The sequence below is a fragment of the Arthrobacter sp. P2b genome, from assembly GCF_900168295.1.
In the GTDB taxonomy this organism is placed as follows: Bacteria; Actinomycetota; Actinomycetes; order Actinomycetales; family Micrococcaceae; genus Arthrobacter.
On record NZ_FVZL01000003.1, the window covers coordinates 256263 to 269028 of the forward strand.

10 protein-coding genes are annotated in these 12766 nt (G+C 58.5%); 2 read left to right on the plus strand and 8 right to left on the minus strand.

Annotated elements, in window-relative coordinates:
- Positions 1-15 precede the first annotated feature (15 nt).
- A complete protein-coding gene (locus B5520_RS08315) occupies positions 16-3798 on the plus strand; it encodes a Tc toxin subunit A-related protein (protein ID WP_217700323.1) in 3783 nt (1260 codons plus the stop codon).
- 804 nt (positions 3799-4602) lie between these two features.
- On the opposite strand, the gene B5520_RS08320 is transcribed toward B5520_RS08315, so the two are convergent.
- Positions 4603-5484, minus strand: a complete 882-nt coding sequence (locus B5520_RS08320) for a hypothetical protein (protein WP_139386228.1) — start codon at positions 5482-5484, stop codon at positions 4603-4605.
- Between the two features lie 1269 nt (positions 5485-6753).
- On the opposite strand from B5520_RS08320, the gene B5520_RS22720 reads away from it, so the two are divergent.
- On the plus strand, positions 6754-6930 hold the full coding sequence (locus B5520_RS22720; protein ID WP_176156818.1) for a hypothetical protein: 177 nt from the start codon (positions 6754-6756) through the stop codon (positions 6928-6930).
- A 249-nt stretch (positions 6931-7179) separates the two neighbouring features.
- Here the strand turns inward: B5520_RS22720 and B5520_RS08325 are convergent, their stop codons facing one another.
- The 7 genes from B5520_RS08325 to B5520_RS22730 all read right to left on the minus strand — a co-directional run bounded on the left by B5520_RS08325 (position 7180) and on the right by B5520_RS22730 (position 12477).
- Positions 7180-7437 carry an HNH endonuclease gene (locus tag B5520_RS08325; RefSeq protein ID WP_079596606.1) on the minus strand — a complete coding sequence of 86 codons (258 nt, stop codon included), beginning with the start codon at positions 7435-7437 and terminating at the stop codon, positions 7180-7182.
- Between the two features lie 2073 nt (positions 7438-9510).
- Positions 9511-9930 (minus strand): helix-turn-helix domain-containing protein, encoded by a 420-nt coding sequence (locus B5520_RS08335; protein ID WP_079596608.1) that lies wholly within the window; start codon positions 9928-9930, stop codon positions 9511-9513.
- Positions 9897-10292: a hypothetical protein gene (locus tag B5520_RS08340; protein WP_079596609.1), complete on the minus strand. Its 396-nt coding sequence runs from the start codon at positions 10290-10292 to the stop codon at positions 9897-9899. The genes B5520_RS08335 and B5520_RS08340 overlap by 34 nt, the downstream gene beginning before the upstream one ends.
- Before the next feature lie 531 nt (positions 10293-10823).
- Positions 10824-11108, minus strand: a complete 285-nt coding sequence (locus tag B5520_RS08345) for a hypothetical protein (RefSeq protein WP_139386229.1) — start codon at positions 11106-11108, stop codon at positions 10824-10826.
- Positions 11109-11116: 8 nt separating this feature from the next.
- Positions 11117-11260 (minus strand): hypothetical protein, encoded by a 144-nt coding sequence (locus tag B5520_RS22725; RefSeq protein WP_176156820.1) that lies wholly within the window; start codon positions 11258-11260, stop codon positions 11117-11119.
- A gap of 410 nt (positions 11261-11670) precedes the next feature.
- A complete protein-coding gene (locus B5520_RS08350; protein ID WP_079596611.1) occupies positions 11671-12066 on the minus strand; it encodes a hypothetical protein in 396 nt (131 codons plus the stop codon).
- Between the two features lie 252 nt (positions 12067-12318).
- Positions 12319-12477 carry a hypothetical protein gene (locus B5520_RS22730; protein WP_176156821.1) on the minus strand — a complete coding sequence of 53 codons (159 nt, stop codon included), beginning with the start codon at positions 12475-12477 and terminating at the stop codon, positions 12319-12321.
- Between the last annotated feature and the right edge of the window lie 289 nt (positions 12478-12766).

Here is a 12766-nt window from a genome sequence, read left to right on the forward strand (position 1 = left end):
GCTGGAGATACAGCCATGAAACTCACGACCACCGCCCAGATCCAGAAGTTTCACGGATACCTCGACATCGAGACCGTGTTTATCCCCCGACGCCCCACCAACACGGAGGAGACGAAGTACTTCGTAATCCAGGAGCGCGAGGTGAACTATCGCTTCTACCCACATTTCCACCCCTACGTCGGGCAGCTCGCCCAAAGGCTGCTTGGCAAGGGTACTCCCGGTCTTCAGGCGGCGGACACAGAGTACGTGGCCGGCAGCGTGTCTCTCCCGGGCAGCGTCGAAATTGCGCTGGCGAAGAGCACCACCATCACTGTAGCGGCTGGCTCCGGCATCTCTCTGCGCGCCGATGTTGAGGTCCAAACTGCTGGAGGACTTGTCACACTTTCCGCCGACATGCAACTTGAGCTTGCTGATGTCGCGTCCGTGGCCCTGCCCGACGGATCGACAGCGACGCTCGTCGACGGGATGAGCGCGACACCGCTCCCGGGCTCATCCTTCACAGTGTCGCAGGACGAGGCAGCCGTGCTCCTCGGTGACGCGCAGATAAATCTGCACTTAGCCACGAAAATCGAGCTTCATGACGGGAGCTCAGCGACGCTTCCCGCCGGCACCTCCGTCGTCCTGTCCAACGCTGCGCAGCTCATCATTGCAAATGGGACACCGGCCACCCTCGTCAGGAGCAGGCCACTGCCGGTTCTCTACACCGGCATCTTCTCGCCGACGAGCTACAACCCCTCAGCGCTCGTCACGCAGCCCTACCCTGTCAAGGACCTGGACTTTACTTCGAGCGGCGCCTATTCGCTCTACAACTGGGAGCTTTTCTTTCACGTCCCGCTTACTATTGCCATCCATTTGAGCAAGAACCAGCGATTCGCAGAGGCGCAACATTGGTTTCACTTCCTATTCGACCCCACCGACGATAGCGACGGTCCCACACCCGAACGCTTCTGGAAGGTTCGGCCCTTCCAACATACGGACGTGAAGCAGATCGAGGATATCCTTGTGAACCTCGCGACCGGCGGCGACGAGGCGCTTCGAAACGAGACCATACAAAGCATCGATGCCTGGAAGGACACCCCCTTCCGACCCCACGTCATCGCGAGGTACCGCCAGCAGGCGTACATGTACAAGACCGTAATGGCGTACCTAGACAACCTGATCGCCTGGGGCGACTCATTGTTCCGTCAGGACACAGGTGAGGCCATCGATGAGGCGCTGATGCTTTACGTGCTTGCTGCCAACATCCTCGGACCCCGTCCCGAGGCGGTCCCGAAAAAGGGTGCTGTCCGTCCTCAGACGTACGCGAATCTGAGAAGCGATCTCCAGCAATTCGGGACGGTCATGCGGGACGTCGAAGCGGATGTACCATTCGACCTACTGCCGTTCCCGGGAGAGCCCTCCGCGCAGAGCCATCGTTTGGCCACAGTGCGCAGCTTGGGCAAGGCTCTGTACTTCGGAGTTCCACGCAACGACAAGCTACTCGGGTACTGGGACACAGTCGCCGACCGCCTCTTCAAGATTCGCAACAGTCTCAACATCCAAGGCATTTTCCGGCAACTGGCGCTCTTCGAGCCGCCCATTGACCCGGCGATGCTGGCACGAGCCGCTGCTGCGGGCTTGGACGTAGGAGCAATTGTCACCGGACTTAATCAGCCGCTGCCGCTCGTGCGCTTCCAAGTCCTCGTGCAAAAGGCCGGTGAAATCGTCCAGGAGGTCAAGTCACTCGGTAACAATTTACTGTCCGCTATGGAGAAAGAGGATGGCGAGGCGCTCGCCATCCTCCGGTCCAAGCATGAACGCTTGATCATGGAAATGGCTGAGCACGTGAAGTACGCGCAGCTCCAGGAGGCAATCAAGTCCAAGGAGGGACTGCTCAAATCGCTCGCGCTCGCGGTACAGCGATATACCTACTTCGAACGGCAGCTGGGGAAGACAACCGACGACATCGAGAAGGCGATTCAGGCGCCCGGAGACTTGGACGCGGAGACTCTCGAGAAGATGAAGTTCGCGATGACGGAACCCGAGATATCCCTGCGTGATATCGAGATCGATATCGCCCGGGATCTCGATGACTCCGGGGGCAGGATCGTCAGCAGCCATGAGCGTACTGAAATTGCAAAGCTGGCAGAAGCCCGAGACTTGAACGAAGGGGCTTCCAGCAAGGAGAGGATCGGCGCAGGGCTAAGCTTGTTGCCTGAACTCGGTGTCGCGTTTGAGTTCTGGGGAATTGGCGGGAACTTGAGTTTCGGAGGCTCTGCATTGTCGCGGGCGATGTCGTTCTGGGCCGGCTTTGCTCGAGCTAACGCCGAGCAACGGACTTACGAGTCGGGCACCACTGCTCGCGTTGGAACATACAGTCGTCGCGAACAAGACTGGGCGTTCCAGAGCAACTTGGCAGCCGGAGAAATCACCCAAGTCTTCAAGCAACTCCGGGCTGCTCAGCTTCGTGAGGCGATTGCGGAACAGGAGTTGAAGAGCCACCGGAAGCAGATGGACCACGCGGCGGAGATTGAACTTTTCCTGAACGAGGAAGGAACGCAGAAACCCGGCAAAAAGACGAACAAAGCGCTCTACACATGGATGAAGCGGGAGGTGAAAAGCCTATACGCCCAGTGCTTTCAGTTTGCGTTTGACGTGTCCAAACGAGCCGAGCGCGCGCTGCAGCATGAGCTCGGCAACAGGGAGCTGACGTACCTCCAGTTCGGTTACCTCGCCGGGAAGGAAGGCCTCCTCGCGGGGGAGAAGCTCTACCTTGACGTTAAGCGGATGGAGGTTGCATACCAAGAGCTGAACCAGCGCGAATACGAGATGACCAAGCACGTGAGCCTGCTGCAGGTGGCTCCGTTCGCGCTGCTCAGTCTGCGGCGGACTGGGCGCTGCACAGTAACACTTCCTGAATCCCTCTTCGACATGGACGGCCCGGGGCATTACTTCCGCCGCATCAGATCGGTCGCCCTGAGCATTCCCTGCCTAAGTGGTCCGTATGCGAGTGTCAACTGCACGGTGAGCCTGCTCAAGAGCGGGATTCGTAAAACGCCGGTGCTTCGCGACGGCGCATACGCGCGCGAGGATGCGGAGGACGACCGATTTGAAGACTACTTTGGGAGTTTGCAATCAATCGTAACGAGCGCGGCGCAAGGCGATGGGGGTCTTTTCGAGACGAATCTGCGCGACGAGCGCTACCTGCCGTTCGAGAACGCAGGAGCCATCAGTGAGTGGCAGCTTGAACTGCCTGGGAATCCGAGCAAGGGCGATCCCATCCAATTCGACTACGGAACGATCAGCGACGTCGTACTACACATCCGCTACACGGCGCGCGAGGGCGGGTCATTATTACGGCAAGGAGCCATCGGCAATCTGACAACGCTGATCGGCGATGCGAAGGCGGCTGGGTCCGTTCGGCTGTTTTCTGTTCGAGACGAGTTTCCAAACGAGTGGTCGAAGTTCCAAGCGCAGGTTCCCGGCGCCAATGAACGTTTTGCACTCGTACTGGGGCTCCGGGAAGAACACTACCCGTTTTGGAGCACAGGTCGCCTGAACAACGTGACCAAGGTAGAGGTCATCGCTCGTAGCAGCAAAGGGACGGCGCCTGCGACCACTGATGTTTTTGACGGGCTAGATAAGACAGACGGCACGACGAAGCACGATACTCTCACCAAGGATTCAAGTCTGGGAAATCTGCTTATCGGAAAGTTCACAGAAATAAGCTTGCCAGCGACACCTACGGCTGACCTGCGGCTCTTCTTTGACAACAAGGACCTCGATGACCTCTGGCTGGCGGTGACATGGAGCGGGTGATAGACCAGCCGAAATCCCAAATTGGATTCATCCGGTGGCGTTCCGGGAAACTGCAGGAAGCCGTGCCTCTACCGAATTCGGTAAACTTGTGGGCTGGCCCGGGGTGCTAGCAATGGCGGAGCTTGTCACTTTTATTTCCACCTTTGCAACTCCGCGCCCATTGCGGCGGGAGTAGCACTGTAATAGGTCTTTTAAATGCTTCGTTTTAACTTGAGCATCCGCACGCACAGTTGCTCGTCACGCGGCTTACGGAACTGGATTGGTCATCCGCAAAAGGCGCTCAATTTGGTTGATTCCCGCGGAACCAGGCCGGGGTGGATCGACTGGCAGGGGGCATGGAAAATGTGTGGCCTCGAGTTCTCAAGGTGGCTGCTGGGCGTGGCCGTTTGCGGGGTCTTGTTATTCGCACTGCCGCACTAGTGCCCGAGGAACCCCTATTTGCACGACTTTCTCGGCGAAGATGTGCTGCCAACGGCTCTGGCCACTAGCACTGATAATCAACCCAGCGCCTGGGAGACGCCGCGGTTGTGGACCACCTTGGCGATGATTGACCGAGCACCGCGTAGGACGCTATTGGAAAGGATGAAATATGCCGAGCAATTGAGGGACCCTTTTCCTGGCTTTTGTTGTGACTAGCAGGGGCTCACGCGCCGAGCAAAACCTTGCAAAGGCTTCCGACTAACTCCGTGCAGGCGGACCGATGAGATGCCCAACATGAGGCGGCGTTTTTCCCTCAACTTCATCAACCGTCATAACTTTCACTGACTCATTCCTATCCGAGGTGAGCGCCAAAAACGGGACGAGTCACGGGATTACCTTCAAGGGAATATCCGATTCCCTGCCCACGATGGAGAGCCTCAATATCCCATCAGGCTTCGTTGGATCTGACGCTGCTTTCCAACCGGGCGTACTAGGCAAATAAGAGATTTTTACATCGCGATAGTTCGGATTTTGCGCCTCGGTCGGAACAATCGCGACGCGGAAAGGATTTGATGTCTTAGGCTCCGTAATGTAGGCCGAAGCTTCCGTCAGCGATGGCGCAAGAGACGCGTCTGCAAAAGTTATCCTAACCATCTGAACAGCATAATTCCCGTTCTCGCCGCGGAATTCGACTTCTTTGGGGTCGGCGTTCCAAGTGGAAAGGTCTTTATCGGCAGCACCACTGGCAAAAATAACTTTCAAGACACGGGAAACTAGTTCCAAAAAGACTGAGTCCCGGAATCCCACTGCGAATCCTATGATGAAATACAGCGCCATTGCCTCGGGTTCGCGTGACAGCGATTGGCTCGTCGCCGCAGTTCCGCCAGCCTGCGAAACAGCGTCCGTCTCGGCGACCTTAAGCACTAAGGCTACAATTACCAACGCCATCAATCCGGAAGTTGCGCCAAGGAAGGGCCTGGCGAAATGCCAAACGTTCCACTTATTATTCCAGTCGTGAAAATGGTCAGCGGCGCCAACAAGACTAATCATCACACCACCCAAGGCGCCGCCCCATGGCGCGATCAGCGGGATGAAACCGGCAAAAGCCTCTTGGCCCTTAATGTCACGTAATAGATCCCACCAGTCCCATACTGGAAGGGCGAGGCTCAAGAGAAATGCAAGCAACAGGATGTCGTACACCGCAAAGAAAATCGGCCAGCCAAAATGAGTATGCGCTCGTGTGCTAGTAGAGAGATTTGCGGTCATGTCAGCAACCCGAGGCGCGATGCTAATCTAGTGGCCCAGTATGGCTTTGGTACGTCACCCGTTTGGCATAAAACAAGGTTTCCGTCCCCTGGAATCGCAAGGAAAAACCGTCCGTTACTGGAAGCCAACTGCTCCCCAACAGCGAGTATAGAACCTGGAAGAAATCGGTCGGCCACCGCGCTGTTCTCCTCTACTAAACTGACTTCCTGATCCGCTGAGGATCCTCCCGTCTGCGTTACTACGGCGTTACAGACTCAAAAGGTTGTGGCACGGGTATTCGGCTAGTCTAGGTAAATCGGTCCGGCCGATAAATATGCTGACCTAGTAACAGCGGATGGTAGGTCATGTGGACCGGCCCGTACACCTGTGGCTCTTGCACCTGCGTCTCTTGCCACTATGCGATAGAGGATCCGGCGCACCTGTGTCTCTTGGGGATGCACGTGGGTCGAAACTTTCCTACACATCTTGGACCCTCACGGTAGCAAACGCGCGCGTCTCTTATGATCTAACGGGCGGTCGGAGTTCACCCTGCCTCTCGGGTGCCTTCATGGCTTGATATGTATTTCACTTCCCCGTCTTGTGCGAGGGGAAGCTCGGCTCGTCGTGTATTCACCTCCGTATCTTGCGCAAACGGAAGGCTCGTGGTGGATGCACCTCCGCATCTTGCAAGACGATGTCGCTACTTCCTATGTAGTCCCGAGCGATAACCATTAAATCTCTGGTGTCGGCGCGTCTTCCAGCCTGGGGTCACGCTGCTATGGACGGGAAAAATGACGCCGTGGGAACGGGGCGCGGCTTCCTGGGGCTCATGTAGCACGGCGCGGTCAAAAATTTGCATTACAGGGCTTCCCAGCAGGGACCAAGGGGTACTTCCAAGAGTGTGCGGCAACGCGGGTGACTCGGCGCGACCATCACGGACCGCCTCCTACGCGCGAGGAACATATCGCCCCGCGGCTTCGTACAGCCAGGAGTCTCGCGATGTTCGTTTCGACATCATCACAGGGTCGGTAGCCCAGCGACGGCGGCCTTTGCCGTGTAGAACTCAGCTTCCCGGGAAGCACGTGGCCACGTTCCAACTAAGACAACCGGTGTTTCAATCACGAACAATGAGGCTGGGAATGGGCGTAGCATTCGGCAGGACCAACGGGATCGTCGTTTGGGATGACCCATACCAGGATGCGAATAGCCAGCACGTAGATATAGATGGGCAGGTCATCAGCCGCCCTGTCGATTGCATCAGCCGGTACAACTGTTGAGAGGAAGAGAATCATGGACGCCGTAACAGCAGGTATCGTACTGGCAATGGTCGGCGTGGCGTTAGTCATTCTGTGTGCGGCGCTGGTTCGCCGCTGGAACCGGGAGAACAGAGCGAAGTACCCGGAGCGGTTCTCGGGATCGCATGGGTCTTTTGAAATCAACCGGGAGCCGAGACGGCGACTCTATTAAAAGAGGTGGGAGTAGACCCCAACCGGTTTGGGCCTTCCGCCCGGCCGTCATAGCGCCCGGGGTCGCGTACGGGTTTCAAAGGAATTAAATATGATTTATTGTAACCTTGATTGTCGCGCACGACGCCCAGCCAGGGCTCTCCCACGAAGCGATATCCTCAGGGAGCTGCTGCTCGTATGTGCCTGGCATAGCGAGGCACCTCCTTTAGTCACCATCGACGGCTCGTCTTCGCGGGTTTAGCTGGGAGGATTATGGACGTCTTGGTCTATCGCCTTTGGATTGGTTGCATCCTCTGCAGCACGCTGCGAGGTTGTCCACGTGGTCTTGCCCGCCTCTTGCGTACGCGATGACGTGGTCTGTTTCGGCGTTGTTGGACTTGAGGCTTACGTCGTAGTCGAGCTTGACCTTGCAGCATGGGCAGCGCTCGGTACCCTGGGCCCTGGCTTGATGGAGCCGTCTCTTGCGGGCCTTTTTGTACTGGGATGTGCCAGTGGGTGAGGTGGCCATGTTCTCGCATTCGACGGTTGAGCTCGTACCTATGAAGAGGAATCGGATGGCTGTAAGGTGAGCGGACTATTCGTGCCCGTCTCTTCCGGAGGCTGCAATGGATGACACCGAGATGACTTCGTCTCGTCCACGACGTCGATGGGGCTTGCGGCTTTTCATCTTGGGGCTAGCGCTTCTGCTGTTAGGACTGGTCCTAATGGTCCTGCAACCCAACTATTTGTTGGATCCTGCGGAGGGCGAGGGTTCTGCCACTACGCCTGCTGCGATTGGGATCGTGACAGCCGTTTCTGGTTTGATCACTTCTGTAGCCGGCTTGATTACTGCCATCGCAGCTCTTCGCACGAAGCGGGATGAACCCTCAAACGTGAAAAGGAAAAAGGGACAGCGGCGGAGGTAGCCGGCCGGAGCTTGCCAACCCAAGCGCTCCCGATCGGCTCAGCTGGCAGATTGGGGTTGGGCCTAGGTCGGATGTGCCTGCACCCTTAGGGTGCGGAGACATCATGGTGGGTATCACCGCCACTGAGGGGGCAGTAAATTGTCGGACTCATGGGCTGCGGCCCTGGCCGTCGTATCGTCATCGGCCATCGATTCCAGGTAGTGTCCTGGCAGACCTGTATGGGCAATACGGTAGTCGCCTGCTGGAGGGAAACGTACGGAGCTTTCTTTCCAATAACGTGTTAGTTAACCGCGGTATTTACGAAGAGGCCCTGGCACCGTCCCAGCATGGACAAGGGCCCCGGTCGTGCAACCGTCCGGCTTCCCGTATAAATAGCTCGCCCAGCGGCGCTTTTGATGACGCCGTCAAGCGAGGCCGGACTCGTGCTGCCATGGACCAGTAGCGGTGTCAGAGATGCGCCGCACACGGTCTGGCGCGTGTGATTCTGACGAGATCGCAGGAGGAGGGTCCGGGCACTGCCAGGTGGGCGGCTCCGACACCCCTGGCTGGAGGCTCTGCACATGTATCCCTTCCGGCCCCACCAAGCCAGGCATCCCTGGAAGCCGCTTCGCCAACGGCAACATTGTTATTGTGCCGTTGGAGCGCGACGGCATGCTCGGAATCGTGGCTCGCCACTATCATGTGGGAAGGGACACGGCCCGAAGGGCCCGAACAACATCGGCCCAGTCCTTCGTTTTGCAACTGTTCAACGCCGGGTCCCTGTGCGTTTCTATTCACGCTGTCAGGCGGGGACGGGGTCGTGGGAGCCGTGCATGGCTACCGTTGTCAGAATTTCCCCGTACAAGGCCGCTACTGACTCATGCCGGAGGGACACCGAGCGAGAACTTTGCCCCGTTACGCATTGAGTAGGAGCGCCACTTTCCTGGCCTGGCGCGAGGAAACCTATCAACGATCGGCTGGCACTCGTCGCAGGGCTGCTTGGTGACCCTGGAGAACCCCAGTTGGTGTCCCCAAGCGGCCTGCGCGGCGCAAGCACGGCAAAGCCCGAGACCTACATAGTGGGTCTTTGTGGAATCAAAGGTCCTTGTCTGCCGGAGTGTTTCAACCCGGTCCTGGGCGCAGAGGGACGTGGAAGCTTTCATGGTGACCTCGGGTTCTTGTTTGTCGGGTTGGTTGCATTGACGCTGAGCAGTGCTTGGAATCGTTGAGTTACGCGGAGCTTGCTCCGCCCTCCGGGCTGCGCGGCGCTCCGCTGGCCTTCACGGCCGAATCGATGGTTCGGTTGCGGACCGGGGCGGATGACCTTGCCCTCGAGGCAAGGGGCATCCCGTTCCTTGGCCAAGAAATAGGTGGCCAGGGATGGAGTTGCCTGGTTCTCCCTTCCTTCGGGAAGGGTGCCCCTTGTTTTGGGCAAGGGGCACCAAGGATTCAGCCCGCACAGTGCCGGACCGGTAGAGGTAGTTGCTGTTGAGGTAGAACTCCTTGAGGTCGTTCTACCTGAGGTAGTTATTGGTGAGGTAGTTAGGGAGTGGTTTTTCCAAGGTCCCGGGAAAGAAAACCAGGGGTACCGGAAGACGACTTTATTGGGGTAGCCCCCCGGGGCTTCTGGCCATCCCTACATAGCCTTAACCGGGGTGCCGACCTCCGTGATTTTTGGGGCTGTCCGATAAGGGCGTCTAGTAAGAATCGGGGTCTGCGCTCCAGATCTCAAAGTGCAGTGGCCACGCCGGCGCCTCCTCCGCGGTACTGGTGATCGGTGGCGCCGGGGGTTCTTCCAGGACGGGAGCAGGGACGGTGATGTAGTAGTCGATCGAGCTGTTGAACTTTCGTTCCTTGCGCAGGTATCCCCTTGCCTCGGCAAGCCCTGTGTGCTTCGAGACGGTTGCCTCGGTGAGACCCACGGCCCTCGCGATCGTTTTTACAGTTAAGTAGGCCAGGCCTGTCTTGTTGTTGGCGAAGGTAGCGATCGCCCAACAAGTCGCCTTGACTCCCGATGGCAGATTGGACTCCCGGATAGCTACCCCGTACTGCAAAGGACGCGACGGTTGGCTCGGTACTACGCTCACAGCTCTTCCTCCGGAATCAGCAGGGTCCATCCGTACCGGCGGCGGCCGATGCCGTCGTAAAAATTACGGTCAAGGTAACCCTTCAACACAAGTTCTGACATGATCTCCAATGCCGTCAGGTCCCTCCTGTCCCGCCCAAGCGAGGCGTTAACCCGCTGCCAGTCCGTAAAGGACGCGCGGCCGATCCCAACAGAAAGGGCCATCACCCGGGCCACCCCGAGGGCTTCAGGCGGGAGACTGCCGTCGCTGGCGATTGCATCGAGCCAGTCGGCCAGGAACGGATTCGCTGCCACGAGCGCGGAGCGGTTGCCGCCTTGATCGTCGGCTTTCGGCGGGTCACCCGCCTGCTTCTCAGGAACGGCCTTAGCCGACGGTCCGGTCAGTGGAATCATGAATACCTCCATTTGTTCGGTCAAAAAGGGCGCGACAAAGGCAGGACAGTGCCCTGTCGGGTTGAATCGAGATGATTAGGCGGTGAGCTTTTCTGGTCAGGGGAAGGGACTCGCGATGGGGACTGCACGCCGTGATCCGGCTGGCTCATCCCGGCCGGGGTGGACCTTTTCATCCCACGCCACAGGAGTGCCGGGCTCGACCCCTTCGCTTGGTTACTCGCAGCGCTCAGGGGCATCGATTGACGCTGCCAGGCGACATAGGCTTCCTTGATGCCATGCTCAGTGCCGTTGTCGGACATTGGCCGCACCGGGCCGCTTCTGACCCACCCCGGAGTGGACTGGGAAGAGAAGTCGGCCCCGCCGCGCAGACTATGAGAACGCGGGGATGCTAATCGCGCGACTGATGTGCATCTGCAGATACCCCGCGGCCTGAGCGCGTGCAATGTGCTTGAAGACGTTTGCCCGCGTTGGCAACGGCGGCCGTCAGATACTGCAAAGGCTGGGACGGCACACCCGGAACGGAAATCATTCCTACTCCTTCCCGGGCCGCGTCAGCCGCCACCCCTGCGTGGAGGCCCTGCCGTCGCCCAGATAGCGCTCCACGTACCCGGCATCCTCAAGCTCCTTAATGCTGGCGAGCATTGCCGGGTTGCTCCTGTCGCGCCTCAACGAGGCGTTCAGCGTCTGCCAATCGGTGGTGGCGAGGCGCCCAGGGCCCATGGCGCAAGCAATGGCCGATGCCACCAACCACGTCCCGCCGCTCACTGCCTTGTCTGCGATGACTGCCTTAAGCCAGTCATCCCTGTATGTGTTCATCGCCAGATTCACAGTGCCTCCGCGCCGGCAATGCCGCAGAGCAGCGGCTGCGTGATGGGCCCGCTTTCCTGGCGGGAATTGATGTGGTTCGATGCCATCCGGGGCGACTCGGGCTCTGGACGCAACTTGTGCGTTGGAATGAATGAATGCATGGATCTCCTTCATTTTGGTTGCCCTAAAGGGCATGGGGTGGGATGAACTGGACGGTCAACTTCCGCCTAGCGGTTGCATGGACTATCGGGAAGTTGAGTTACCGGAAGCCTTCGGGACTTGCCCTCGGTGAAATCGGCTAGGGAGCAGCTTCTTGCTCGCCGCCGCGGGCGGGTCCAGCTCATGACATGGTCGCGCCGGTAACGGCATCGCGAACCAAACTTGGAAACGATGTTGGGACAACCGGAGAGCCTCGCGCGCTTTCGGACAAAGGAACATGCCGTTCCAGCGTCCTTGTGAGCAAAGGTGGCAATCGCCAAGCCCAGCAACGCGCCCTGACTCCGGACGGCAACTGGGACTTCCGAATTGCTACCCCCAGTAAAGGACGCGATGCCCTGGCTCCGGTTTACGCTTACAGCTCGTCCTCCGGAATCAGGAGCGTCCAGCCATAGACAAACAGATCGTCGGCATCGCGCTCCACGTATCCCTCCAACGCGATTTCTGACATGGTCTCGAACACGGCGAGATCCCTCCTATTGCGCCCGAGAGCGGCGTTGATCCGCTGCCAGTCCGTGAAGGCCACTCGGCCGATGCCGGCGGAATGCGCCATGACAGTTGCCACCGCAAGCGCTTCCAGCGGCAAACTGCCGTCGCTGGCGATGCTGTGGAGCCAGCGGACCAAGAACAGGTTCATCGAGTTGATCGCTGCGAACGCTGGGCTGTGGGCGATCTCTTCCGCAATCGGGGATTCGCCCGTCTGCTTCACAGCATGGACTGGAGCCGACGAAGGGGCGGTCGGGTGGGTCATTGAATATCTCCAGAATTGGTAAAAGAGCACAACAAAGGCAGGAAAGTGCTTAATGGGTATGTTGAAAAGATGACTGAGCGGGTGCGCTGCTGCCTTGAAGTGGGGCATTGGGTTGCAAACAGGCTCGCTGTAATGAGCCGTTGGACGGCCCCATAGGTCGCTATTCAGTCGAGTAGTAGAGCGTGGTGTCGGTGCTGTAGCCAATACCGACGTCCGGCCAGTGCTGGTCCGGCTGGGCGGAACGCAGTCTCCTTAGCGGGTCATTTCCTGCTGCCGCATCCAATCCTCGACATCGGACAGCCGGTAGACAATCTTGGATCCGACGCGCAGTCGCTTGGGGCCGTCGACCAGGTGGGTGGCAAGGAATTTCTCGCTAACTCCCATGAAGGCTGCGGTAGTGCGGCGGTTCATGTACAAAGAGTTGGAAATTTGTTGGGCCTGCTCAACAGTGGCGCTGGTGCACACAGGGGTAGCGGACAAAGGACCTCCAGGTCGTAAGGGTGCAGGTTGGCAAAACTGAAAGCCGCTCGAATTGCGTATCGCAACCAATCAGGGCGCGAACGCATATATGAAGGGTCGATGAGGGGACGAGGCCTCCGGAATACGCCTTGCGGGCGGGCTTCCGGTGGCTTAGGGATTCTCCGGGGGTCTTGGAGAAGGCCCGATACCACCATTGTGTGCGGTGCACCGTGAAATGGGC

Excerpts from the sequence above, each read along its gene's own strand:
- B5520_RS08340 (WP_079596609.1), bottom strand. The coding sequence starts at position 10,292 with ATGATTCCACTGACCGGACCGTCGGCTAAGGCCGTTCCTGAGAAGCAG.
- B5520_RS08335 (WP_079596608.1), bottom strand. The coding sequence starts at position 9,930 with ATGGACCCTGCTGATTCCGGAGGAAGAGCTGTGAGCGTAGTACCGAGC.
- B5520_RS08315 (WP_217700323.1), top strand. The coding sequence starts at position 16 with ATGAAACTCACGACCACCGCCCAGATCCAGAAGTTTCACGGATACCTC.
- B5520_RS08325 (WP_079596606.1), bottom strand. The coding sequence starts at position 7,437 with ATGGCCACCTCACCCACTGGCACATCCCAGTACAAAAAGGCCCGCAAG.
- B5520_RS22730 (WP_176156821.1), bottom strand. The coding sequence starts at position 12,477 with ATGAACCGCCGCACTACCGCAGCCTTCATGGGAGTTAGCGAGAAATTC.
- B5520_RS08345 (WP_139386229.1), bottom strand. The coding sequence starts at position 11,108 with ATGAACACATACAGGGATGACTGGCTTAAGGCAGTCATCGCAGACAAG.
- B5520_RS22720 (WP_176156818.1), top strand. The coding sequence starts at position 6,754 with ATGGACGCCGTAACAGCAGGTATCGTACTGGCAATGGTCGGCGTGGCG.
- B5520_RS08350 (WP_079596611.1), bottom strand. The coding sequence starts at position 12,066 with ATGACCCACCCGACCGCCCCTTCGTCGGCTCCAGTCCATGCTGTGAAG.
- B5520_RS08320 (WP_139386228.1), bottom strand. The coding sequence starts at position 5,484 with ATGACCGCAAATCTCTCTACTAGCACACGAGCGCATACTCATTTTGGC.
- B5520_RS22725 (WP_176156820.1), bottom strand. The coding sequence starts at position 11,260 with ATGCATTCATTCATTCCAACGCACAAGTTGCGTCCAGAGCCCGAGTCG.